Origin of the sequence: Mycobacterium sp. E787 (assembly GCF_001668725.1) — a bacterium.
In the GTDB taxonomy this organism is placed as follows: Bacteria; Actinomycetota; Actinomycetes; order Mycobacteriales; family Mycobacteriaceae; genus Mycobacterium.
Genome location: NZ_LZKL01000118.1, coordinates 33,975 through 55,958 on the forward strand (window position 1 = coordinate 33,975; position 21,984 = coordinate 55,958).

24 protein-coding genes and 1 pseudogene are annotated in these 21,984 nt (G+C 70.0%); 9 read left to right on the forward strand and 16 right to left on the reverse strand.

Annotation, left to right across the window (positions count from 1 at the left end; translation table 11 throughout):
- Positions 1–6: 6 nt before the first annotated feature.
- The 5 genes and pseudogenes from A5705_RS22670 to A5705_RS22690 form a co-directional block, all read right to left on the reverse strand.
- Complete coding sequence (locus A5705_RS22670; protein WP_067883539.1) at positions 7–2,046, reverse strand: erythromycin esterase family protein; 2,040 nt, start codon at positions 2,044–2,046, stop codon at positions 7–9.
- A pseudogene (locus tag A5705_RS27960) lies at positions 2,043–2,150 on the reverse strand (Hsp20/alpha crystallin family protein); the annotation flags it as partial. The gene A5705_RS22670 and the pseudogene A5705_RS27960, both read right to left, overlap by 4 nt.
- A gap of 244 nt (positions 2,151–2,394) precedes the next feature.
- On the reverse strand, positions 2,395–2,625 hold the full coding sequence (locus tag A5705_RS22680; protein WP_067883143.1) for a hypothetical protein: 231 nt from the start codon (positions 2,623–2,625) through the stop codon (positions 2,395–2,397).
- 1 nt (position 2,626) lies between these two features.
- A complete protein-coding gene (locus tag A5705_RS22685) occupies positions 2,627–2,893 on the reverse strand; it encodes a DUF1918 domain-containing protein (protein WP_067883142.1) in 267 nt (88 codons plus the stop codon).
- A complete protein-coding gene (locus A5705_RS22690; protein WP_067883141.1) occupies positions 2,890–3,876 on the reverse strand; it encodes a nitroreductase family protein in 987 nt (328 codons plus the stop codon). Before A5705_RS22690 ends, A5705_RS22685 begins: the two co-directional genes overlap by 4 nt.
- A 179-nt stretch (positions 3,877–4,055) precedes the next feature.
- On the opposite strand from A5705_RS22690, the gene acsA reads away from it, so the two are divergent.
- The 7 genes from acsA (at position 4,056) to A5705_RS22725 (ending at position 10,883) form a co-directional block, all read left to right on the forward strand.
- Positions 4,056–5,864, forward strand: a complete 1,809-nt coding sequence (gene acsA / locus A5705_RS22695) for an acetate--CoA ligase (protein ID WP_068280194.1) — start codon at positions 4,056–4,058, stop codon at positions 5,862–5,864.
- Positions 5,861–6,838 (forward strand): pyruvate dehydrogenase (acetyl-transferring) E1 component subunit alpha, encoded by a 978-nt coding sequence (gene pdhA / locus A5705_RS22700; RefSeq protein ID WP_067883139.1) that lies wholly within the window; start codon positions 5,861–5,863, stop codon positions 6,836–6,838. Before acsA ends, pdhA begins: the two co-directional genes overlap by 4 nt.
- Complete coding sequence (locus tag A5705_RS22705; RefSeq protein ID WP_068280197.1) at positions 6,835–7,821, forward strand: alpha-ketoacid dehydrogenase subunit beta; 987 nt, start codon at positions 6,835–6,837, stop codon at positions 7,819–7,821. Before pdhA ends, A5705_RS22705 begins: the two co-directional genes overlap by 4 nt.
- Positions 7,818–9,038, forward strand: a complete 1,221-nt coding sequence (locus A5705_RS22710; protein ID WP_067883137.1) for a dihydrolipoamide acetyltransferase family protein — start codon at positions 7,818–7,820, stop codon at positions 9,036–9,038. Before A5705_RS22705 ends, A5705_RS22710 begins: the two co-directional genes overlap by 4 nt.
- A gap of 7 nt (positions 9,039–9,045) precedes the next feature.
- Positions 9,046–9,306 (forward strand): acyl carrier protein, encoded by a 261-nt coding sequence (locus tag A5705_RS22715; RefSeq protein ID WP_067883136.1) that lies wholly within the window; start codon positions 9,046–9,048, stop codon positions 9,304–9,306.
- A 96-nt stretch (positions 9,307–9,402) separates the two neighbouring features.
- Positions 9,403–10,380 (forward strand): NAD(P)H nitroreductase, encoded by a 978-nt coding sequence (locus A5705_RS22720; RefSeq protein WP_067883135.1) that lies wholly within the window; start codon positions 9,403–9,405, stop codon positions 10,378–10,380.
- A gap of 59 nt (positions 10,381–10,439) precedes the next feature.
- Positions 10,440–10,883 carry a pyridoxamine 5'-phosphate oxidase family protein gene (locus tag A5705_RS22725; RefSeq protein ID WP_067883134.1) on the forward strand — a complete coding sequence of 148 codons (444 nt, stop codon included), beginning with the start codon at positions 10,440–10,442 and terminating at the stop codon, positions 10,881–10,883.
- A gap of 1 nt (position 10,884) precedes the next feature.
- On the opposite strand, the gene A5705_RS22730 is transcribed toward A5705_RS22725, so the two are convergent.
- The 10 genes from A5705_RS22730 to A5705_RS22775 all read right to left on the reverse strand — a co-directional run bounded on the left by A5705_RS22730 (position 10,885) and on the right by A5705_RS22775 (position 20,734).
- Positions 10,885–12,294 carry a bifunctional lysylphosphatidylglycerol flippase/synthetase MprF gene (locus tag A5705_RS22730; protein WP_067883133.1) on the reverse strand — a complete coding sequence of 470 codons (1,410 nt, stop codon included), beginning with the start codon at positions 12,292–12,294 and terminating at the stop codon, positions 10,885–10,887.
- A gap of 222 nt (positions 12,295–12,516) precedes the next feature.
- A complete protein-coding gene (locus tag A5705_RS22735) occupies positions 12,517–13,107 on the reverse strand; it encodes a response regulator transcription factor (protein ID WP_067883132.1) in 591 nt (196 codons plus the stop codon).
- A 216-nt stretch (positions 13,108–13,323) separates the two neighbouring features.
- The gene (locus tag A5705_RS22740; RefSeq protein WP_068280200.1) at positions 13,324–13,836 is read right to left on the reverse strand and encodes a hydrogenase maturation protease; all 513 of its coding nucleotides are present in this window, start codon (positions 13,834–13,836) and stop codon (positions 13,324–13,326) included.
- The gene (locus A5705_RS22745) at positions 13,833–15,125 is read right to left on the reverse strand and encodes a Ni/Fe hydrogenase subunit alpha (RefSeq protein ID WP_067883130.1); all 1,293 of its coding nucleotides are present in this window, start codon (positions 15,123–15,125) and stop codon (positions 13,833–13,835) included. Before A5705_RS22745 ends, A5705_RS22740 begins: the two co-directional genes overlap by 4 nt.
- Complete coding sequence (locus A5705_RS22750; RefSeq protein WP_067883129.1) at positions 15,122–15,880, reverse strand: oxidoreductase; 759 nt, start codon at positions 15,878–15,880, stop codon at positions 15,122–15,124. Before A5705_RS22750 ends, A5705_RS22745 begins: the two co-directional genes overlap by 4 nt.
- Complete coding sequence (locus A5705_RS22755; RefSeq protein WP_067883128.1) at positions 15,881–16,726, reverse strand: FAD/NAD(P)-binding protein; 846 nt, start codon at positions 16,724–16,726, stop codon at positions 15,881–15,883. It lies immediately after the preceding gene.
- The gene (locus tag A5705_RS22760; protein ID WP_067883166.1) at positions 16,719–17,795 is read right to left on the reverse strand and encodes a 4Fe-4S dicluster domain-containing protein; all 1,077 of its coding nucleotides are present in this window, start codon (positions 17,793–17,795) and stop codon (positions 16,719–16,721) included. The genes A5705_RS22755 and A5705_RS22760 overlap by 8 nt, the downstream gene beginning before the upstream one ends.
- A 99-nt stretch (positions 17,796–17,894) precedes the next feature.
- On the reverse strand, positions 17,895–18,491 hold the full coding sequence (locus A5705_RS22765; protein ID WP_231964552.1) for a hypothetical protein: 597 nt from the start codon (positions 18,489–18,491) through the stop codon (positions 17,895–17,897).
- Positions 18,473–19,453, reverse strand: coding sequence for an NAD(P)H nitroreductase (locus A5705_RS22770; RefSeq protein WP_067883165.1), 981 nt, complete (start codon positions 19,451–19,453; stop codon positions 18,473–18,475). The genes A5705_RS22765 and A5705_RS22770 overlap by 19 nt, the downstream gene beginning before the upstream one ends.
- A 108-nt stretch (positions 19,454–19,561) precedes the next feature.
- Positions 19,562–20,734, reverse strand: a complete 1,173-nt coding sequence (locus tag A5705_RS22775; protein WP_068280203.1) for a cation:proton antiporter — start codon at positions 20,732–20,734, stop codon at positions 19,562–19,564.
- A gap of 188 nt (positions 20,735–20,922) precedes the next feature.
- Here A5705_RS22775 and A5705_RS22780 point away from each other — a divergent pair, with 188 nt between their 5' ends.
- Positions 20,923–21,303, forward strand: a complete 381-nt coding sequence (locus A5705_RS22780; RefSeq protein ID WP_067883164.1) for a heme-binding protein — start codon at positions 20,923–20,925, stop codon at positions 21,301–21,303.
- 35 nt (positions 21,304–21,338) lie between these two features.
- Positions 21,339–21,629, forward strand: a complete 291-nt coding sequence (locus A5705_RS22785; RefSeq protein WP_068280205.1) for a hypothetical protein — start codon at positions 21,339–21,341, stop codon at positions 21,627–21,629.
- 20 nt (positions 21,630–21,649) lie between these two features.
- Here A5705_RS22785 and A5705_RS22790 read toward each other — a convergent pair whose 3' ends face one another.
- Positions 21,650–21,934 (reverse strand): WXG100 family type VII secretion target, encoded by a 285-nt coding sequence (locus A5705_RS22790; RefSeq protein ID WP_067883125.1) that lies wholly within the window; start codon positions 21,932–21,934, stop codon positions 21,650–21,652.
- Between the last annotated feature and the right edge of the window lie 50 nt (positions 21,935–21,984).

The following is a 21,984-nucleotide window of genomic DNA, read 5'->3' on the forward strand; positions in this document are numbered from 1 at the left end:
CCGCGGTCACAGGCCGGTGGGATACGTCTCGGGCGTCTCGCCGGCGATCCACAGGCTCGTCACCTCCAGCGGCTCGAGCGCTCGGGTCTGGTCGATGTGGATCATCGCGTCGAACTGGTCGGCCGGCCGGACGTGGAAGTAGTGGCTCTGCCGTTCCGTTTCGGGCCGGTAGATGACCCCGATGGCACGGCCCAACCGCACCGCGCTGAGCGGGTCGGCGGCCTCGGGGCTGATGAGCGCCGACACGAAGAACGCGCTCCTGCCGGTCTCGTGCAACAGTTCCTCGATGCTGCCGCCCAGCGCCGGACGCACCACCTTGCGCTCGGCGACCCCGCCCCAGTCGCTGGCGGCGGTGACGGTGCCGGAGTACGTGCTGAACCCGATGAGGCGCGAGTCGTCACCGTACCGCTGGCGGGCGAGCTGCCCCAGGGTGAGCTGGCCGTCCTGCCAGACCTCGGTCGCCCGCGCGTCCCCGACGTGGGAGTTGTGTGCCCACACCACTATTCGGGCCGACGGCGTATCGCTATGGCGATCCAGATGGTTCAGCAGCGCCTCGAGCGTCTGCGCCATGTGCTTGTCGCGCAGGTTCCACGACGTGACCCGCCCGCTGAACATCGCGCGGTAGTACACCTCCGCGTTGCGCACCGTCTGGGCGTTCTGCTCGGCGTAGAACAGTTCGTCCTCGGCCAGCAGCCCGTCCCGGCGCGCGTAGGCCAGCGCGTTGCGCTGGATCTCGACCAGCTGCTCGATCGCCTCCGTCTCGCACGACGGGCCGGCGCCGAATGCAGCCGAAAAGCCGTACGCCTGACCATCATCGGCCGAGGTGTGGTCGAAGCAGCCGTACCGTTCGCGCGCCCGCACGGCGGCCTTCGGGTCGATCTTGTCCAGGTAGGCGATCACCTCGCCGATCGACCGGTGCAGGCTGTACAGGTCCAGCCCGTAGAAGCCGGCCTGCCGGCCGTCCGACTCGTGCAACCGGTTGTGGGCGCGCAGCCAGTCGACGAAATCGCCGACGACCGTGTTGCGCCACATCCAGGCCGGGAAGCGCTCGAATCCGCTCAGGGCCTCATCGGCGCTCTTGTCGTCGCCGAGGCCGCGCACGTAGCGATTGACGCGGTAGGCGTCGGGCCAGTCGGCCTCGGCCGCCACGGCGCCGAAGCCCTTCTCCTCGATCAGCCATTTGGTGATGGCGGCCCGCGCCTCGTAGAACTCGTGCGTGCCGTGCGAGCTTTCGCCGATCAGCACCACCCGCGCGTCGCCGATGAGCTCCTCCAGCGTTTCCCGCGGCGGCAGGCCCTGCGGCGCGTCGATGGCCACGGCGCGGACCACCTCGGCCGGTGTCGACGCCGCGGGCCGGCTCACGGAGGCCTCGGTGGTCGGGGTGGACAGCAATTGTCGAACCTCGTCGTCGGTGACCTGGCGGAAATCCCAGAACGACTCCCCCACCGCGAGGAACGGGGTCGGCATCGACGCGCACACCACATCGTCGACGAGGGCGGCGAATTCGCGGCAGGTCGACTCGGGCGCCGCGGGCACGGCGATCACGATGTGAGCCGGCTCGGCCTCCCGCAGGGCCTGCACCGCCGCGAACATGCTTGCGCCGGTGGCCAATCCGTCGTCGACCAGGATCACCGTCTTGCCGGCCACCTCGATGGGCGGGCGCCCGTCGCGGTAGGCGGCCTCGCGGCGGATGAGCTCGCGGCCTTCGCGTTCGGCGATCGCGCGCAGTTCCTGCGGCGTGATCCGCAGGCCGCGCACCACGTCGTCGTTGACGACGACGCGGCCCCCGCTCGCCAGCGCGCCGACCGCGAACTCCTCGTGGCCGGGGGCGCCGAGCTTGCGCACGATGAACGCGTCGAGGGGGGCGTGCAGGGCGGCCGCCACCTCCCACGCGACGGGGACCCCGCCCCGCGCCAGGCCCAGCACGATCACGTCCCCCCGGTCGCGGTAGGCGCCGAGAAGGGATGCCAGCACACGACCGGCCTCGCGGCGGTCGCGGAATACGCGCCGCGGCGAGCGACGGGTGGCGTCAGCTGCCCTGGTCATGGTGCGGTCGATTCGGCCGAGCGGACCTGGACGCGCCGTTCGGCCGGCTTCGCCGCCGAAACGCCCACGGAGACAGTGAGGATGCCCTTGTCGTAGGTGGCCTCGGGGAAGAGCGACCTCGGCCGGCGCCGAACAGAAAGGGTGCTCATGGGCGTCTCCTGGAACTCGGGATGACTGGCTGTGACAGCGTTTGACAGCTCCATCCGACCAGCCGGCCGTGACGGGCGGTAGGGACGGAAGTCCCGGCGTTGCGGGCCGTTCGTCGGCTCCCCGCATCGAGATCGACGCCGGCGCGAAAACGTCGAGTGGGCCGCGCGCTCGCGTCGATTTCGGTGCCCAAAAGCGCGATCAGGCGCGAGCGGCGATGTAGGCCATCACCCGGTCGAGGATGAGGTCGTAGGTGTCGCCGTCTTCCACGAGGCGGTCCAGTCCCTGCCGGCGCAGGAAGCCGTCGAGGCGCCGATCCAGCGGCCAGTCGGCATAGTCGTCGTCGGCGTAGGGCGAGTGCAGGAATTGCCACGCGAGCGTGTCGACGTCGCCGTCGGTCAGCAACGGCGGACCGCTTGGCACGGGAGTCATTTCAGCCGCGGTCCGCTCGGTGGATCGCCGCCTGGACCGCGGCGATCCGAGACCGCGCGCGCTCGTCGGCGGCCCTCTGCTCGGCGGCGGTGACGACGATCGCGTCCGGGCCCGGAAACACGGTCGCCTCTTCGTCGGTGTCGAGCCATCGAACCCGAAACGGCGGCTCGCCCTCCGGCGAATGCACCGCGGTGATCAGCCCGCGCAGGTCGCGGCGCCCGACCGTGCCGCCCTTGATCACCAGCCAGTCCCCGGCTTCGGCCTTCATCGCCGAATCTCCAGCACTTCCCGCATCGGCCGCCGCGGGGTCGGCTTGGGGGCCGGTTCGCCCTCGGGTTCGATGCCGACCCTGATCAGAACCTGAGGTACCGACGCCGGACGGGCCGTGAGGTCGACGATGACGTCCCGGCTGGACACCAGTTCCGTGAGGTGCGTGACCGGGCAGGTGGCCAGCCCGGCCATCGTGCACTCCAGCAGGATCGCCGAAAGTGCCTCGCCGCAACGCAGGGCGTCGGCGCGGGTGTCCTGCGGGGTGGACAGCACGAGAATCTTCGCCTCGTCGTAGGTGCCCGCGGAGCTGCGCTCGTCCGACGGATCAACGGGGAACCGGCGGTTGACGTCGACCCGCCGGGCATCCGACTGCGAGACGAGCGCGCTGTCGGGGATGCCCTCCTGCTCCCGCAACGGCGATGTCCACCACAGCAATTCATGCTGATAGGAATCGTCGTAGCGGCGCAGGGCGTCGGTGAGCCGGGACGCATCGGCCAACTGCGGCCTGGCCGCCTCGGTCAGCACGTCGAGGAACACCGCGTCCTTGTCGAACGAGCTCCGCAAGACCGGTTCGAACGTGCCCCAGTGCCTCGGGGCGCGAAACGGCAGGCGGTTGGTCCGGCGATGAAGTATCGCGTCGGCGCGATCGCGCCGTGCCTGCGTCACGTCGTCGACCGGGGCGAAGTCGGTAGCGGCGAGGTGGTCGAGGTTGTTCGGGTTGGGAAAGCGATCGACGTCGGTCGCCCACCCCGCCGCGGCCATCGCCACCCGGAAGTGATCGAGCGCCGCGCCACAGCTGATGATCGCCTCGCGACCCGAGGTGTCGGTCGCGGTGACCGTTCGACGCGGGTCGACGAACAGGTCGACGCTCGTGCCGCCCGCAACCCAGTGCCACGGCTGGATGTTGTGCAGGGACGGAGCACGGCACGCGAGTTCCACCGCGCTAGTGATCACGCCGGTGTCCACCGTCGTTCGGGTCATGCGCTCACCCTCCGGCATGCGCGCACATCGACGCCAGGGTCCTTGGTCCCCTGCCCCACGTCATTGGGCCCGACGCGACCGTCGGGACGACCGGCCGGTCATTGATGACTTTCGTCTCTATTGCGGCACCGGGGCCCGGCAAACGATGAGGATGCCCAGGCGAGGAGAAATGTGCCCCCATGGAAATGATCCGCAAGACGCCCCACGACTTCTCCGTCCGTCCCAACCTCACGGACTATGAACGCACACGCGCGCAGTTCCACTGGTCCGACGTGCCGGCGCTGTGCGAAGGGATGGGTCCGGGCCGGTGCAACATCGCCTACGCCGCGCTGGACCGGCACGCCGACGGCCCGGCCTCGACGCGCACTGCGCTGAGGTTCGTCGCCGACGTGGGCTGGAACGGCGCGATCACCACGCACGACCTCAGCTACGCGGAGCTCGGACACTTCGCCAAGCGGTTCACCAGCGCCCTGCGCTCGCTCGGGATCGACAAGGGCGACCGCGTTTTCACGATCATGGGCCGCTGCCCCGAGCTCTACATCGCGATGCTGGGCGCGCTGCGCAACGGCAGCGTGGTCTCGCCGTTGTTTTCGGCCTTCGGGCCGGAACCGATCGCCACCAGGGTGACCATCGGGCAGGCCGACGTGCTGGTGACCACCAGGGCGATCTACGAGCGCAAGATCGCCAAGATCCGCGATCGGCTGCCGTCGGTCCGCCACGTCTTCGTCGTCGACGGCGGCCGCGGGGGCGACCCACCGCCCGGGACGCTCAACTTCTGGGACTGGCTGGACGCGGCCGACGAGAACGCGCCGATCGAGCCCACCACCGCCGAGGACCCGTCGCTGCTGCACTTCACCAGCGGCACCACCGGCACACCCAAGGGCGCGATCCACGTGCACGGCGCCGTGGCGATGCACTACGTCACCGGCCTGTACGCGCTGGACCTGCATCCCGACGACACCTATTGGTGCACAGCGGATCCCGGCTGGGTCACCGGAACGTCCTACGGCATCATCAGCCCGCTGCTGCACGGGGTCACCTCGATCGTCGACGAGGCCGATTTCGACGCCCAGCGGTGGTACCAGATCCTGCAGGACCAGGCCGTGTCGGTGTGGTACACGGCGCCGACCGCGATCCGGATGCTGATCAAGGCCGGCCCCGAGCTGCCCGCCCAGTATCGATTCCCACGGCTGCGCTTCATCGCCAGCGTCGGCGAGCCGCTCAACCCCGAGGCCGTGTGGTGGGGAAAACGGGTGCTGGGCTTGCCGATTCACGACAACTGGTGGCAGACCGAGACCGGCGGCATCATGATCGCCAACACCCCCGCCTTCGACATCAAGCCGGGCTCCATGGGGCGGCCGCTGCCGGGTGTCGACGCCTGCATCGTGCGCCACAACGACGAGGCGTCCGGTGGCAGCACGGAGGTCGTCGACGAACCGGACGTCGAGGGTGAGCTCGCGCTCAAGCCGGGATGGCCGTCGATGTTCCGCGGCTACCTCAACAACGAGGAGCGGTACCGCAACGCCTTCGCCGACGGGCTGTACCTGAGCGGGGATCTGGCCAAAAGGGATGCCGACGGCTACTTCTGGTTCGTCGGGCGCAAGGACGACGTGATCAAGTCCGCGGGCCATCTGATCGGCCCGTTCGAGGTCGAGAGCGCGCTGACCGATCACCCGGCGGTCGCCGAGGCCGCCGTCATCGGCATACCGGACCCGACGGTCGGCGAGATGGTCAAAGCCTTTGTCACGCTGAAGAATGGCGTGACCGGCGACGAGGACCTGCGCCTGGAGCTGCTGGGCCACGCGCGCAAGCGGCTCGGCGCGACCGTGGCGCCCAAGGAGATCGAGTTCGTCGACTCGTTGCCGCACACCAGCAGCGGCAAGATCATGCGCCGGCTGCTCAAGGCCCGCGAACTCGGCCTGCCCGAGGGCGACACCTCCACGATCGAAAAACACCCTGACCACCACACCGAGGGGGTGCCGTCATGACCGACACCAAGCTGGCCCATGAGCTGCTGACCGACATGATTCGGGTCCGGCGCATGGAGGAAAAATGCGCGGAACTTTACAGCGCGGCCAAGATTCGCGGGTTCCTGCACCTCTACGTCGGGGAGGAGGCCGTCGCCGCCGGGTCGTTGCGCGCCCTGGCCGACGACGACGCGGTGGTCGCGACGTATCGCGAGCACGCGCACGCGCTGCTGCGCGGCATCCCGATGACCTCGATCATGGCCGAGATGTTCGGCAAGCAGGAGGGCTGCTCACGCGGCCGCGGCGGGTCGATGCATCTGTTCGACGCGGCCAAGCGGTTCTACGGCGGCAACGCGATCGTCGCCGGCGGCCTGCCGCTGGCCGTGGGCATCGCCCTGGCCGACGCGATGCTGCAGCAGAAGCGGGTGACCGCCTGCTACTTCGGCGACGGGGCGGTGGCCGAGGGCGCGTTCCACGAGTCGCTGAACATGGCCGCGCTGTGGAACCTGCCGGTGCTGTTCTGTTGCGAGAACAACCTTTACGCGATGGGCACCGCGCTGGACCGCGCGCAGTCGCAGACCGACCTCACCGTCAAGGCGGCGTCGTACCGCGTTCCCACGATGGCCGTCGACGGGATGGACGTCGAGGCGTGCCACGTCGCCGCGCAGCAGGGCGTCGATCACGTCCGCGACACCGGCGGGCCGTTCTTCATCGAGTTCCGCACCTACCGGTTCCGGGCGCATTCGATGTTCGACCCCGAGCTGTACCGGGACAAGGGCGAGGTCGAGAAGTGGCGCGAGCGCGACCCGATCCGGTCGTTCACCGACAAGTGCCTGGATGACGGCAGCCTCTCCGAGGATGACGTGCGTGAGATCGAAGACGCGGCCGCCGCCGAGATCGAGGCCGCTGTGGCGTTCGCCGAGGCCGGAACGTGGGAGGACGTGGCGGATCTCGAACGCGACGTGCTCACCCCGCAGCCGGAGGCCCTGCGATGAACACCGCGAAGACCACCTACCGGTCCGCCGTTCACGACGCGATGCGCGACGCGATGAACGACGACCCGCGCGTCGTGCTGATGGGAGAGGACGTCGGCCGCTACGGCGGAACGTACGCGGCGTCCAAGGGCCTGCTGGAGGAGTTCGGTCCCGAACGGGTGCGCGACACGCCGCTGTCGGAACTGGGCTTCGTGGGGATCGGGATCGGGGCCGCGATCAACGGGCTGCGCCCGATCGTCGAAGTCATGACGGTGAACTTCAGCCTGCTGGCGCTCGACCAGATCGTCAATACCGCTGCGGCCCTTCGTCATATGTCCGGCGGGCAGTTCTCCGTCCCGCTCGTCGTCCGGATGGCCACCGGCGCCGGACGACAGCTCGCCGCCCAGCACTCGCACAGCCTGGAACCCTGGTACGCCCACATCCCCGGCATCAAGGTGCTGGCCCCGGCCACCGTCGAGGACGCCTACGGCATGCTGGGCCCGGCGCTGGCCGATCCGGACCCCGTGGTGATCTTCGAGCACGTCCAGCTCTACAACACCTCGTCCGACGTCGACGCGCTCGGCCCGACCGACATCGCCCGGGCGGCCGTCCGGCGCAACGGCACCGACGTGACCGTGGTCGCCTACGGCGGCTCGCTGTGGAAGGCGCTGGACGCGGCCAATGAGTTGTCACTGACCGGAATCGACTGCGAGGTCATCGATCTGCGGATCCTGCGGCCCCTCGACGAGGGCACCATTCTCGAATCGGTGCGCAAGACTCATCGCCTCGTGGTCGTCGACGAGGCCTGGCGCAGCGGCAGTCTGGCCGCGGAGATCACCGCGCGCGTGGTGGAGGGCGCGTTCTACGACCTCGACGCCCCCATCGCCCGGGTGTGCAGCGCCGAGGTCCCCATGCCGTATGCGAAACACCTGGAACAGGCGGCCCTGCCGCAGGCCGCCCAGATCGTCGCCGCCGTCCAGAACCTCTTCGGTGAGCGGCAATGATCGAGTTCACCATGCCGGCCCTGGGCGCCGACATGGACGAGGGCACGCTCAACGAGTGGCTGGTCAAGCCCGGCGACAAGGTGACCCGCGGCCAGATCGTGGCCGTCGTCGAAACCACCAAGGCCGCGGTCGAGGTCGAATGCTGGCAGGAGGGGACGGTCAGCGAGCTGCTCGTGCCGGTCGGTGAAACCGTCCAAGTGGGAGCCCCGTTGGCGACGCTGCTGGCCCCGGGTGAGAAGGCGGAGAAGCGGCCCGCGAAGCCGCGGCCGGCGGCGAGCGAGGTCACCGAGCCGGAGGCGGCACCGGCGAAGCCGCACATCGCCGTCACACCGCCCGGCATCCCGCAACATCGCCGCTGGGTATCGCCGGCCGCGCGCCGGCTGGCCCTGTCGCAGAACGTCGACCTCAATGCGGTGAGCGGCACCGGTCCGCAGGGCGCCGTGACCATCATCGACGTCGAGCACGCCGCCGCGCACCTGCATCACGAAGCCGTTGCCGCTCCCAAACCGGCCGCCGAGGCCCCGGCCAAGACCAAGCCGGCGGACCGCGCGGCGCTGATGCGCAAGTCGATCGCGGCGGCGATGAGCCGTTCCAAGCGGGAGATCCCGCACTACTACCTCGCCGAGGAAATCGTGCTGGACAGCGCGATGACGTGGCTGACCACCCGCAACGCGCAGCGCTCCATCGACGAACGGGTGCTGCCGGCCGTCCTGCTGTTGAAGGCCGTCGGCGTTGCCGCGCAGCGATTCGGCGAGTTCAACGGGTTCTGGCGGGACGACGGCTTTCAGCCCGCGAACGGGGTGCACGTCGGCGTGGGGATCTCGCTGCGCGGCGGCGGCCTGGTCGCCCCGGCCATCCACGACGTCCCGGAGAAGAAGCTCGACGAGCTGATGGACGATCTCACCGATCTCGTGGCGCGGGCGCGCTCGTTCTCGCTGCGGAGCTCCGAGATGTCGGATCCGACAATCACCATCACCAACCTCGGCGACCAGGGCGTCGACGCGGTGTTCGGAGTCATCTACCCGCCGCAGGTGGCGCTGGTCGGTTTCGGTCAGCAGGCTCAGCGCGTCTGTGTCATCGACGGCGGAATCCGGGTCGTGACCGCGGTGCAGGCCACGCTGGCCGCCGACCATCGGGCAAGCGACGGCCACCGGGGTGCGCTGTTCCTGAAAGCCATCAACGAGCTGCTCCAGCAGCCCGACCTCTTAGAAAAGTGAGTGTGCAATGACGACGAACGAAGACACCCGCGCGGTGGTGCTGTCGGTGCTGACCACCATCGCCCCCGAAGTCGAGCCGGACGACATCCGCGACGACGTCCTGCTTCGCGACCAGGTCGATCTCGATTCGATGGACTGGCTGAGCTTTCTGCGCGGCATCCACCGGCGGCTGCACGTCGAGATCCCCGAATCGGACTACGCATCGCTGCGGACGCTGGCCGACGTCGTCGGCTATGTCGAAAAGAACGCCACGGCACCCAGTGCGTAGCAGCGCGGCGCAGGGCCTTTCGGCCCACCGATGCCCCCGTCGACCGGGGACGAACGGCCCTGCCCACGGCCCGCGAACTCGCCTACCGTCGATGCCATGATCGCGACGCTGGACACCCAGACCCTGAAGAGCGCGGTGCAGCTCGCGTGCCGGGCCCCGTCGGTGCACAACAGCCAGCCGTGGCGGTGGGTGGCCGAAGACGGGGTTGTGCACCTGTTCGTCGACCGCGACCGGACGGTGCCGGGCACGGACCGTTCCGGGCGGGAAGCGATCCTCAGCTGTGGCGCCGCGCTCGATCACTTCCGGGTCGCGATGCTCGCCGCGGGTTGGGGCACGGAGATCGACCGATTTCCCAACGCCAAGGAGCCCGACCGGTTGGCGACGGTCGAATTCCGTCCCGTCGAACACGTCACGCGCGCGCAGCGCGACTACGCCAACGCGATCATGCAACGCAGAACCGACCGGCTTCCGATGGGTCAGCCCAGCTACTGGAGCCTCTTCGAGCCCGTGCTGCGCGGTGCGTTCGACGCGAACGTGGTGATGCTCGACGTGCTCGCCGACGACCACCGGCCAAGCCTGGCGCGGGCCTCCATGCTCACCGAGGCGCTGCGCCGCGATGACGCCTCGTATCACGCCGAACTCCAATGGTGGACTTCGCCGTTCGCGTCGCACGCGGGCGTGCCGCCGGGCGCGCTGCTGTCGGACAGGGAAAGCCACCGGGTGGACGTGGCGCGCGAGTTCCCGGTCAGGAGCCACGAGGATCGCCGCCCCGAGGTGGCGGTGGACTGGTCCAAAATCCTGGTGCTCTCCACCCCGAAGGACACCAGGGAGGATGTGCTGCGGTGCGGCGAGGTGTTGTCGACCGTCCTGCTGGAGTGCACGATGGCCTTCCTGGCGACCTGCACACTGACCCACCTGATCGAACTGGACGAGAGCCGCGAGGTGGTGCGCGGCCTGCTCGACAAGGGGGGCCACCCGCAGGTGCTGATCCGCGCCGGGATAGCGCCGCCGTTGGAGGCCGTTCCGCCGCCCACCCCGCGGCGCCCTCCGGGCGACGTCCTCGAGATCCGCTAGCACCCGCGGTTCTGCAATAGCCTTGTTGTCGAACACGACCCATCAAAGAAGGGTGGCTGATGTCTCCGACGTCCGGGATCGACGATGAGGTGACCATCCTGCCGGTGCACGAGTGCTGGGAGCTGATGGCCGGTGTCACGCTGGGGCGGCTGGTCACCAGCGTGGACGGCCAGCCCGAGATCTTCCCCGTCAACTACGTCGTCCAGAACCACACCGTGCTGTTCCGCACCGCGGAGGGCACCAAGCTGGTCAGCACCGCGATCAACAACCGCGTGCTGTTCGAGGTCGACGACCACAACGTCGCCGAGGGCTGGAGCGTGATCGTCAAGGGCAGGGCGCGCTCGCTGCGCACCAACGAGCAGATCGAGGAAGCCGAACGCGCCCAGCTGCTGCCGTGGACGTCGTCGGAGAAGAACCATTACGTGCGGGTGATGCCCGAGACGGTCACGGGCCGCCGGTTCCGGTTCGGTCCGCCGCTGCTGGGCAGCCGGGATCGCACCTGAGTCATCGGACCAGCCGCCGACGGCGCGGCCGCGGCATGAACTCCAGCGACAGCAACACCAGCAGCGCGGCCGGGATGTGGTGGGCGCACACCACCACATAGCGCCGCTCGGCCAGCGCGTGGAACTTGCGCAGGTAGCGGTACAGCGACTCCAGGCGGATGAACGGGTCCAGCAGGTGAATCAGGCGGTACGCGACCCGCTGCAGCGGGGTCGGTTGCGCCGCATCGAAGATCTCCGGAAACGCGGCGAATGCCAGCGAAAGGCGCAGCGCGCCTTGGCTTTTCGCTGCGGTGATCATCTCGACGCTGAGCCGCTCGTCGACACCGTTGGGCGCGTCGGGGCGGCGGAACGGCGCGTCGAGGCTGACTTCCAGCCCGGCGTCGGCGGTGGCGTATCGGTGAAATGCCACCGCCCGCCCGCGCCGGTCGCGCGCGATGGCCAGCTGCACCCCCGGGTAGCGTCCCCGCAGGGCCCCGTCGAGGTTCATGCAGAACCCGCGCTCGGTGCGCGCCGCGCGGTGGGCGGCGTAGAGCACCTCGGTGAGCTCGGCGGTCAGTGTTGGATCGAGTCCCTGTTCGTCGACGATCTGCGTGGTGATCCCGCTGTTGCGGGTGCGCTGCACCGCCTGGCGGAGGTTGCGAAAGCGGCGCCCCCGCAACGTGAAGTGGCGAACGTCGACGACGACGTCGCGGCCGATCGGCACCGTGATCATCTTCTGCCCGACCACGTCGTCGCGCCATAGCGCGACGTGCCGCTCGCCGCCGGCCAGCACGATGATCTGCCAACCCCGGCCGCGGCACATGCGGACGAAATCGGCCACCAGCCCTTCGAATCGGGCGGCGTCGCCGATCGGGTCGCCGCTGACGACGGCGAACCCGAGGCGGGTGCGGAATGCGATCGCCGCGGATCCGTCGGCGTTGAAGTGGTAGCTCTTGCCCGAGTGCATGGCAAAGGGCGCCAGCGCGTCCCCGTGGGTGGCGTCGACGAGCGGCCACACCCGATCCAGTAGCTCCGGTTGGGGTTTGGCCGTGGTCGGCGACATCAGCGCGAGCCCGCTGGCCGCGATGAGGAAGTTCCCCAGCCCACCGAACGACAGGAAGTGCGCGCACAATCCGGCGCCCACCGCGGCGGCGGCGATCGCGGCGTGCCCGGTGGTGACCGGCCGGCCCAGAAAGATGCCGCGCGCGATCAGCGCCGCGGCGGCGAGCAGCGCCACCGACCACCCGAACCTGCCGGGGGCGGCCCGCTCGTAGCCGAGGTGTTCGCGCGCGGCCAGCACGGTCAACCAGGCCAGGGCGCACAGCAGAACTGCGAGGCTGCCGAGGCGGGCGCCCCGGACGTCGGCCCTGACCAGAACCCGCTCGCGGCCGCGCGCCGCGACGGCCCCCCGGCTGCCCTGGTTAGTCCTCATGGCGCGCTCTGTTTCCCGGCCGCGTCGCGCAGGCATTCGTCGGCGGGCCGAACGGGCTGGTCGGACATACATCAACCTTTTCCGACAGGGTTTTGAGGCGGCCGTCAACGACGCTCCCGACGCTAATCGGCGCGGCCCGCATCGGGGAGAGCCGTTTGTCCTCCGGTTATTGCCATTGGTCCCCGGCGCTGAGCCGGCTGCCGGCGCTGCGCGGCACCTCGGCTACGCGTCTCGGGCTTTCGAGACCAGGCCCCACAGGCAGGCGCGAAAAGCGCTCTCGTCGATGCGCATTCGCGAAGCGATCTGGCCGTCGGTATGGCCCCGCAGGACCAAACCGAGAAGCTCACCTTCGAGTTCGGTCAACGACGCGGCGTCCAGGAGGTTCGCGCGCGCCCGGTCGGCGAGGTAGGCGGTCGCGGCGCCGGTGTCGTAGAGCAGGTCACCGGCCGCGGCGCGTTTGATCCCGGCGACCACTTCGGATCCCTTCGCGTTTCTCACGATGCAACCGTCGGCGCCGGCGCGCATCGCGTCGAAAAGATCGCTGCTGGACCCGAATGAGGTGAGGATGATGCAGTGCAGCCCCGGCACCAGCGAACGCAACTCCCGGCACAGGCCGAACCCACCGCCGTTGGGCAGCCGGTCATCCAGCAGCACCACATCGGGGCGGCACGGCGGGATGCGCGACAGCGCTTCGCCGACGTCGGCCGCTTCGCCGACGACCTCGATGTCGGCGTCGCATTCGATCAACTCGCGCAGCGCGTGCCGGACGATGGCGTCATCGTCGACGAGGAACACGCGGACTACGCGTCGCACGAGACGAGTCTCCCCTCCCCCAGGGCCGGACAATCCCGATTCGGAGCACCGCCGTCATTCCCGGTGCGGTGCCTGGCAGGCGGTCAGCCGGCGAACAAGCACGTCCGCCTCCGCGAGGCCCGCATGGACGAAACGTTACAGATATCCGTAACGATGCGGCAAGAAACGGTCCGCACCGTGCCAGGGGTCCTCCCCGACAGGGCGTGTCCGCCCGCATCAGACGCGCGTTGCGCTTTCTGATCGCCGGCGGTCGATCTCGGTCACTGCTAGGCCGACGACCTCGGGGACGGCGCGCTCGACCCGGGGATCCAGGCCGGCGCCGTGGCCGGTGTCGGCGACGTCGACGGTGAGCAGCACCAACTCCCCGGGTACCCGGTCCAGCGCCGCACCCAGCGCGTGGGTACGCACGAGATCGACGCCGTGCGAACTCAAGCCGTCACGCGTCGCCACGTCGCCCAGGCCGCAGCGCCGCACCCGGCCCGGCCTCGGCGGCGTCCCGACCGCACCGTCGATCACCACGGCGAGCGCCACGCCCGACCACGCCTCCAGCAGGCTCAGCGGATCCACGATGTCGGTCACCACCCGCACACCGGGCAACGCCAGCCGGCTCAGCTCGTCGGCCGCCGCGATGCCGACGCCGTCGTCGCGGCGGAAGCGATTGCCCAGGCCTATCACGACCGCGTCGACCGCGTCGACCGCGTCGACCGCCTCGACGTTCTGACCGGTCACGTGCGGTGGATCGTCAACGTCAGGAAGTGCGCCGAACACGAGATGCACGGGTCGTAGCTGCGGATCAATTGCTCGCACAGCGCGGTCAGCGCGGTGTCGTCGAGGGTCAGGTTGCCCGACACCAGTCGGGCCAGGTCGGCTTCGATCGCCGCCTGGTTCTGCGAGGTGGGCGGGATGATCTGCGCCGCGGACACCAGCCCGTCGTCGCCGATCCGGTAGCGGTGATACAGCAGCCCGCGCGGCGCCTCGCTGACGCCGTGCCCGACTCCGGCGCGCGCCGGGACGTCGACGAACGGGCGCGGCGGGCGCTGGTAGGCGTCGATGATCCGCAGCGCCTCCTCGATCGCGTAGACCACCTCGACGGCGCGGACGACGATGCTGCGGAACGGGTTTCGGCATTCGCCCGAGAAGCCCGCCGCGGCGGCGGCCTGCGCCGCGACTGGCGACAGCGTCGCGGAGTTCAGCGCGAACCGCGCCAGCGGCCCGGTCAGGTACCGGCCGCCGTCGAGGGTCGCGTGCAGGGCGGTGGAGTGGGGCACCTGCGACTCGGCGACGTGCTCGCCGAAGTCGGCCACCGGAAAGGACGGGCCGGCGCTGCGCGCGATCGCGCCGTTCTCGATCGGGTAGCGGCCGGGCGCCGTGAGCGCGAGGAACTCGTGATCGAGCTCGAGGTCGGGGAACTCGAACCCGGCCACCCACTCGACGGTGGCGAGCGCGTTGTCGAGCGCGCGGCGCAGCTGTTCGGCGATCGGCCCGAAGTCCGAACGCGTTGGCACCGAATAGAATCCGCCGAGCCGGACGTTGACCGGGTGTATCGCGCGCCCGCCGACGAACTCCATCAGCTGGTTACCCGCCTTCTTCAGCGCCAGCCCGCGCTCCACGGCCCACGCGTGGTCGCGGGCCATGCCGATGATGTCGGGGTAGCCGAGGAAGTCGGGGGCGTGCAGCAGGTAGATGTGCAGGACGTGGCTGTGGATCCATTCGCCGCAGTAGAGCAGGCGCCGCAACGCGACGAGCTCGTCGTCCACCTCGACGCCACAGGCGTTTTCGATCGCGTTGCAGGCGCTGACCTGATAGGCGACCGGGCAGATGCCACAGACCCGGGCCGTCAGGTCGGGCGGCTCGGTGTGGGCCCGTCCGCGCAGGAACGCCTCGAAGAACCGCGGCGGCTCATAGATGTTGAGTTGCACGGTTTCCAGGGCACCGTCTTTGAGCGTGACGTGCAGCGCGCCCTCGCCTTCGACGCGCGTCAGGGTGCCGACGCTCAGCGTGCGGGTGGACTCGGTCACGGGCGGCTCCGCTCGGCGTGAAAGGCCGCGACGTTGAACGTCGAGAAAACCCGATCGACGTCGCCGTCGGACATCCCGTCGCGGCGCAGCAGCGGGATCAATGTCGCGGTCCGCGGCGCCGCGGACGGCCCGAAACAGCCGAAGCAGCCGCGATGGTGCCGGGGGCACAGCGCCCCGCACCCGGCGTGCGTGACCGGCCCCAGGCACGGAATGCCTTCGGAGACAACGACGCACGTGACCCCGCGGAGCTTGCACTCGGTGCACACCGTCTTGGCCGGGAGCCGCGGTTTGCGACCGATCAGCAGCGCCGAAAGGGTGTCGAGCAGCTGACCGCGGTCGATCGGGCAGCCGGGCAGCTGGTAGTCCACCTTGACGTGCGCCGACGCCGGCGTGGAGGTGGCCAGCGTGTCGACGTACTCCGGTTTGGCGTAGACGACCGACGCGAACTCGGCGACGTCGGCGAAATTGCGCAGCGCCTGCACTCCCCCGGCCGTGGCGCACGCGCCGATGGTCACCAGAACCTTCGACTGCTCACGGATTTCGCGGATGCGATGCTCGTCGTGACGGGTGGTGATCGAGCCCTCGACGAGTGACACGTCGTACGGTCCGCCGACCATCGCGCTGGAGGCCTCGGCGAACGTGGCGATCTGCACCTGGTCGGCCAGGGTGAGCAGCTCGTCCTCGCAGTCCAGCAGGGTCAGCTGGCACCCGTCGCAGGAAGCGAACTTCCACACGGCCAACGTGGTTGGGCCCATCTACAGCTCCTTCACTCGCAACAGCGGGCCGGCGACGTCGTAGCCGACGACGGGGCCGTCCCGGCACAACAGCAGCGGTCCCAGCTGGCAGTGACCACACCAGCCGACCCCACACTGCATGTTGCGCTCCAGCGACACCCGGATGTCCCTGGCGGCGAGCCCTTTGGCGAGCAGGGCCTCGGCGCCGAAGCGCAGCATCGGCTCCGGCCCGCACAGGAAGGCGGTGGTGCGGCCGGGGTCGAGCGTCAGCCGGCGCAGCGGCTCGGTGACCAGGCCGACCTCGCCGTGCCAGCCCTGGACCGGGACGTCGACCGTGACGTGCACTTCGATCTGTGGGTCTTCGGCCCACTTCGCGAGCTGATCGGCGTACACGAAGTCCGTCCGCGAGCGGGCGCCCGCGATGAGCGTCACCCTGCCGTAGCGGGCCCGTCCGGCCAACGCACCCAACACCGCGGGGCGCAACGGGCACAGGCCCACCCCGCCGGCCACCATGACCAGGTCCCGGCCCGCGGCCTCCTCCAGCCCCCAGCTGGTGCCGAACGGGCCCCGGACCCCGACGACGCTGCCCGGTTCCGCGCCGTGCAGGGCGCGGCTCACCGCCCCGACCGCGCGGATGGTGTGCGTGATCGACCCGTCCGTCACCGAGGGATCGCCGCTGATCGAGATCGCGGCCTCGCCCACCCCGAACGCGTACAGCATCATGAACTCGCCGGGCTGCGGCGTGCGCAGCGCCTCGGCGACGGGCTCGAGGCACAGCGTCGCCGAATCAAGGCTCTCCACAACGCGACTGCGCACCCGGTACGGGACGGGCGCCATGGCCGGCGTCGGCTCAGCAAGTTCAGTCATCGCCGGCCATCTTGTTCATCTCCGCGGTGATGTCGATTCCGGTGGGGCACCAAGCGATGCACCGGCCGCAGCCCACGCAGCCCGACATGCCGAACTGGTCGTGCCAGGTGCCCAGCTTGTGGGTCAGCCAATGCCGGTACCGCGAGGCCCCGGACTGGCGCACGCTGCCGCCGCCGTGCACGTAGGTGAAGTCGAACTCGAAGCACGACGCCCAGTGGCGCCAGCGCTCGGCGTGCTCGCCGGTGAGGTCGCTGACGTCCTCGGTGCCGGTGCAAAAGCAGGTCGGGCAGACCATGGTGCAGTTGCCACAGGTCAGGCAGCGGCTCGCGACCTCGTCCCACTGCGCCGACTCGCGGTTGGCAATGAGCAGCTCCCGCAGGTCCGTCTCGGGCATGTGGCGGCCCATCTGGTGGGCCGCGGCCGCGACATCGTCACGCGCGGAACCGATTTCGTCGTCGCTGGCCGCGCGGTGCGTGATCGCCGCGAGCACGTCGGCACCCTCGGGACTGCCGACGTCGACGACGTACGACGGCGCGTCACCGTCGAGGCGCTCCGTCAGGGCCAGGTCGTAGCCGGGGCCGGCCGCGGGTCCGGTGCGCATCGACGCGCAGAAGCACAGCCCGCCCGGCTCCGTGCAGTTCACCGCGACGACGAACGCCCGGCGCCGGCGGCCGGCGTAGGAGCTGTCCGGGTAGTCGGGCCGGCCGAGCACCCCGTCGAGGGTGGCGATCGCGGCCAGGTCGCACCCGCGCACTCCCAGAAACGCGTAGCGCGGGACTTCGTCCTCAGCGTCACCTGCCCCGTCCCGGGTGCCGGCCCACATCCGTTGCCGCGGGGGGTGAAGGAACTGCTTCCACGACTGCGGACCGGCCGAGTGCCCGAATGCCGCGTCGTCGTCGCGGCGCCGCACGCGGTAATGCCCCGGACCGACGTCCACGCCCCAGCCGCGCGGCAGGTCGTCCGCCGATTCGAGTTCGGCGAGCACGATCGCGTTGTCCCGCAACGTCGGACCGACCACCCGGTAGCCCCGCTCGATCAGCACCTCGACGAGGCGGTGCAGCGCGGCCATGTCGAGCCAGGCGGCCCGCTGATTTTCGGCGTCTGGACTCACCGACACATCATCCGCCTGAATGGCGTGGGCTGCATAGGGGTTCGCGTGCCGCCGGCCTCATTGCCGATTGGTCCGGCCGCCGTCGTCCACCAGGAATCTGATCGCACGGTCCCATTGGGCGTCGCGCGTTCGATCGAGCCGCGACCGGATGCCGGCCACGAACGCGGCGATCCCGAGGGCCGCCAGCAGCGCGATCGCGCCCGCGATGCCGACCGCGTCTGCCACGGCGTGCCACGTCGGGGTCGGCGGCAGCGACTGCTTGCCGTCCTTGTCCACCCACAAGTCGATCCGCTCTCCCGTCTCTGCGGGGGCGCTGAGTTGCACTGTGCCCGTGCGCTCGCCGGCCGCCACCGGCCACCGGGCTTGCACGACGGTCGTGCCGAAGGCCGCGCGCCGCGCGTCGGCGACGGTGGCGGTGACGAGGTGCCGCTCGTGTGCCTCCTGGGCGTAGAGATGTGCGCGCGCGTCGTAGGCCATCGCGCCGAGCACCCCGACGACCGGTATCGCGACGAGCGACGCGAGGAGCGCGACCACGGTGACCGCCGCCTCGATGCGGTCGGCGCGCCGAAGCAACGGGTTGCGGCCGAAGATCCGCGCGACGGGCCAGCGGCGCGGGTTGATCGTGAACGTCTCCATCACGACTCGGTCACCCACTCGACGAAGTCGGAGAGCTCGCGCCGCGGCGTCGCCGGCAGGGGGTCGGCGTTGATCGGCGCCCAGCCCACCCGGAGCAACATCTGCGGGTAGTCGCCGCCGCCGAAGATGTCGCAGCGGACCGACGCGCGCGTCTCGGGGATCTCCAGCGGTTCGGTGACCGGGCAGCTGGCCAGCCCCATCGACGTCGCGGTCAGCAGAACGACGCTGGTGGCCTCCCCGGCGCGCAGCTGCGCCAACCGGTCGTCGGCCCGCGTCCCGAGCGCAAGCACGACGGCGTTGTCGTCGCCGGGCGACGAGTCCGGCGCCATGGGCAGCGTGGGTCCGGCGAAGAACCGGCCCGGTATTTTCGCCGCGGGATCGGACGCCGGCGTGCTGCGGGCCGGCACACCCGCCACCGACGCGTAGCGCCCGCTCCATGCGGTGAGCTCCGCGACGTAGTCGCGGTTCAGGTGCTCCGCAACCGATTCGGCGACGATCTTGTGCAGCCTGTCGAGGTCTTCGACCTGGCACAGCGTCACGCCGTTTCGGGCCGCCCGCGCCGCCATCAGCGCGATGTCGGCGACCGGCACCGGCCACGAACTGTAATGACGGCGATCGGTCCGGCGCCGCGGTATCGCCGCGGCGAGCGCGATGTCGACGGCGTCGGCGGGGTACGGCGACAATTCGATCGAGGCGAGGTGATCGAGGTCGGCCGGATTCGGCAGCCGGGTCACCTTGGACAGCCAACCGACGGCCGCGAAGGCGGCGACGCAGTGGTGTAGCGCCGCGCCGCAGCTGAGGATCAGGTCGCGGCCGTCCGGGTCGGTGTTGGGCAGTTGGCGTTCGGCGTCGGCGTAGAGATGCACGCTCGCGGCGTCGACGCGCCATCGCCACGGCTGCGTGTTGTGCACCGAGGGTGCCCGAGACGCCAGTGCCAGGACGGTCCGGACCGTGCCGGCGTCCGGAAAACGTGCGTTCATGGCTGTCGTTCCCTTCGGATGAAGCTCCTCGACGTCCACCATCGCTCAATCGCGCGGGGCCAAACGAGAGCACGACGGCACTAGCCAAAAGGACTTTGGGCCAATCCCCTAGGCCCCGGCCGGGGCGGGCTTTTGCGCCTTTCCGCTTGCCTGGCCGCGAGCCGCCAGGGCGCCCGCAATCGACGTGCTGGTGACCGTCAGTAGGGCTCCGAACATCAACGCCGACGCTTCGCCCGCGACGAGAAGGTGTTCCTGCGTCCCGATGGTGGCCGCGGCCACCGGCACCCCGAGCTGGCCCGCCGACAGCACCGCCAGCGTCAGCGGCTGGCCGAGCAGCCGTCCCGCGCTGTGCGCGAGCACGGCGCCCAGCCCCAGCCCGACGCCCAGCAGGATCAGCTTCGGGTGCGAACCCAGCTCGCGCACCTGCAGCGAGGCGCCCAGCCACACGAAGAACAACGGACTGAAAAAGCCCTCGGTGATGCCGAACAGCTGGCGCGCCAGCCGGTGCGGCTCGCCGACCATCGCGATCACCAGACCCAACGCGAAGCCCGCCAGCATGATCGACACGTGGGTGTCTACGGCGAGTGCCGCAAGGGCGAACAGCGCCAGCAGGTTCGTCCGCAGTTCGAGCGCGAACCGATGGTCCTCGGAGTAGACGTGCATCCGTCGCCGCAAGCCCCGGCGGTCGGCCGCCCGCAGCACCAGGAAGAGCACCACCGCGCAGCCGGCGATCGAAAGCGCGCCGAGGGCCGCGACCGGCGCCCGTCGTAGGTCGATCACCAAGGGCAGCAACACAATACACGCGGCGTCGGCGATCGCGATCTGCACCGTCACCGACAGGACATCCGGTCCCTGCAGCCGCAGCGAATCGATCACCGGCAAGGCCAGCGCCGCCGACGACGACGCCATCAGCACCGCGTACAGCGCAGCGTGGCCGGTGCCGAACGCCGCGGCCAGGCCGGCACCGAGGGCCGCCGCCACGGCACCGACCGCGACCGCCCGCACCAGCGCGCGCGACGCCAACGAGCGCAGCGCGGGATCACGGAGCGGGACATGGGTGCCCACCACGAACATCACCAGCGCGAAGCCGATGTTCGCGAACAATTGAAAGGTCGGGTTGGTGTCGTCGACGAGCCCGAAACCGGTCCTGCCGACGACGAGCCCGGCGAACAGCTCGCCGATGATGACCGGTATCCGCAGTCCCGGCAGCGAAGCCAGCAGCGGACCGGCGAAACCCACGGCGGTCAGCAGCGCCAGGGTGTGGAAGCCGAACCCGTGCACGTCAGCGGCCCTTCCCCGCGGTCAGCATCACGTCATTCTGCATCGGCGTCCGCAAAAGGCCAGGGAAATGCCCCGGAGAGTCATTGGGGACCATTTCCCCTGTTGACGGGAGACGGGCTCCGCTTAGCATGCGCTCGACGGCATCTGTCGTCCGTTGCCGTCAGCGTGATCACGTGAAGGAGCCCGCCATGTTCGTCCCGACCGCCTTCCCGCGCCGGGTGATAGCCAGTGCGATCGGGGCCGGCGCGCTCTTGTGCGCCGGCGCGGCGACCGCCGCCGCGGAACCGGCGCCGCGGCCGGCCAACTGCACGGCCGCCGACGTGGCCGGTGTCGCGGCCGGCGTAGCGGCGTCGCTGTCGACCTACCTTTACACCCATCCGGATCTGAACGGGTTCTACACCGGCCTTCAGGATCGCCCCAAGGACCAGCTCCGCGACGACGTGCAGAACTACTTCAGCGCCAACCCGCAGGAACAGGCCGACCTGGAGAACATCCGGCAGCCGCTGGCCGACATCAGGCAGCGGTGCCAGTGGACCCCGCTGCTCGGGGAGACCGGAACCACCCCGTGAACGACCGCCCCGACGTGATGGGAAGGAGATTCTCAATGAATCTGTGGGCGCGATCTTGGACCGCCGCGGGGATCACGGTGCTGGCCCTCGCGGCGGTTCCCGAGATGTATGCAGTCGTATGGCCCTCCGGCGTGGCCAACGCCGACGTCTGCGCGAGCGTCGGCAGGCGGGTCTCGGTGAGCGGGTGCACCAATGTGGCCGACACGGTCAACACCTACGCGCCGCCGCCCGGCGACTATGCCCCGCTGCCGCAGGACTTTCCGCCACCGAACGCGAGCGTCTGTGTCAACGCGGGGCGGCGAATCCATGTGAGCGGCTGCACCTAAAAGCGCGGCGAGGCGGTTGCTCAGGCCCAGCTGGACCCGACGGCGCTGTCGGTGCTGGCCATGTTGCTGCCGGCGCTTTGCACCTTCTGGCCGTGGGCGTTGGCCTGCTCGTAAATCACCTGGAAGTTACGACCCAACGCGGTGATGAACTCCTGGCAGGCCACCGAACCGGCGCCACCCCAGAAGTCACCAGCGGCCAGCACATCGCGAACGATGGACTGGTGCTCGGCCTCCAACGACGCCGCCTGGGCGCGAATCGTCGCGCCGTGGGCGTCGACGTCGCCGAACTGGTAATTGATGGTCATGTTTACGTCCTTTCAAGTCTTGGAAGTTGTTGGACGACAGCGCCGTTGGG

Coding starts and splice junctions, on each gene's coding strand:
- A5705_RS22670 (WP_067883539.1), bottom strand. CDS start 2,046: ATGACCAGGGCAGCTGACGCCACCCGTCGCTCGCCGCGGCGCGTATTC.
- A5705_RS22680 (WP_067883143.1), bottom strand. CDS start 2,625: ATGACTCCCGTGCCAAGCGGTCCGCCGTTGCTGACCGACGGCGACGTC.
- A5705_RS22685 (WP_067883142.1), bottom strand. CDS start 2,893: ATGAAGGCCGAAGCCGGGGACTGGCTGGTGATCAAGGGCGGCACGGTC.
- A5705_RS22690 (WP_067883141.1), bottom strand. CDS start 3,876: ATGACCCGAACGACGGTGGACACCGGCGTGATCACTAGCGCGGTGGAA.
- acsA (WP_068280194.1), top strand. CDS start 4,056: ATGGAAATGATCCGCAAGACGCCCCACGACTTCTCCGTCCGTCCCAAC.
- pdhA (WP_067883139.1), top strand. CDS start 5,861: ATGACCGACACCAAGCTGGCCCATGAGCTGCTGACCGACATGATTCGG.
- A5705_RS22705 (WP_068280197.1), top strand. CDS start 6,835: ATGAACACCGCGAAGACCACCTACCGGTCCGCCGTTCACGACGCGATG.
- A5705_RS22710 (WP_067883137.1), top strand. CDS start 7,818: ATGATCGAGTTCACCATGCCGGCCCTGGGCGCCGACATGGACGAGGGC.
- A5705_RS22715 (WP_067883136.1), top strand. CDS start 9,046: ATGACGACGAACGAAGACACCCGCGCGGTGGTGCTGTCGGTGCTGACC.
- A5705_RS22720 (WP_067883135.1), top strand. CDS start 9,403: ATGATCGCGACGCTGGACACCCAGACCCTGAAGAGCGCGGTGCAGCTC.
- A5705_RS22725 (WP_067883134.1), top strand. CDS start 10,440: ATGTCTCCGACGTCCGGGATCGACGATGAGGTGACCATCCTGCCGGTG.
- A5705_RS22730 (WP_067883133.1), bottom strand. CDS start 12,294: ATGAGGACTAACCAGGGCAGCCGGGGGGCCGTCGCGGCGCGCGGCCGC.
- A5705_RS22750 (WP_067883129.1), bottom strand. CDS start 15,880: ATGGGCCCAACCACGTTGGCCGTGTGGAAGTTCGCTTCCTGCGACGGG.
- A5705_RS22755 (WP_067883128.1), bottom strand. CDS start 16,726: ATGACTGAACTTGCTGAGCCGACGCCGGCCATGGCGCCCGTCCCGTAC.
- A5705_RS22760 (WP_067883166.1), bottom strand. CDS start 17,795: ATGGCCGCGCTGCACCGCCTCGTCGAGGTGCTGATCGAGCGGGGCTAC.
- A5705_RS22770 (WP_067883165.1), bottom strand. CDS start 19,453: ATGAACGCACGTTTTCCGGACGCCGGCACGGTCCGGACCGTCCTGGCA.
- A5705_RS22780 (WP_067883164.1), top strand. CDS start 20,923: ATGTTCGTCCCGACCGCCTTCCCGCGCCGGGTGATAGCCAGTGCGATC.
- A5705_RS22785 (WP_068280205.1), top strand. CDS start 21,339: ATGAATCTGTGGGCGCGATCTTGGACCGCCGCGGGGATCACGGTGCTG.
- A5705_RS22790 (WP_067883125.1), bottom strand. CDS start 21,934: ATGACCATCAATTACCAGTTCGGCGACGTCGACGCCCACGGCGCGACG.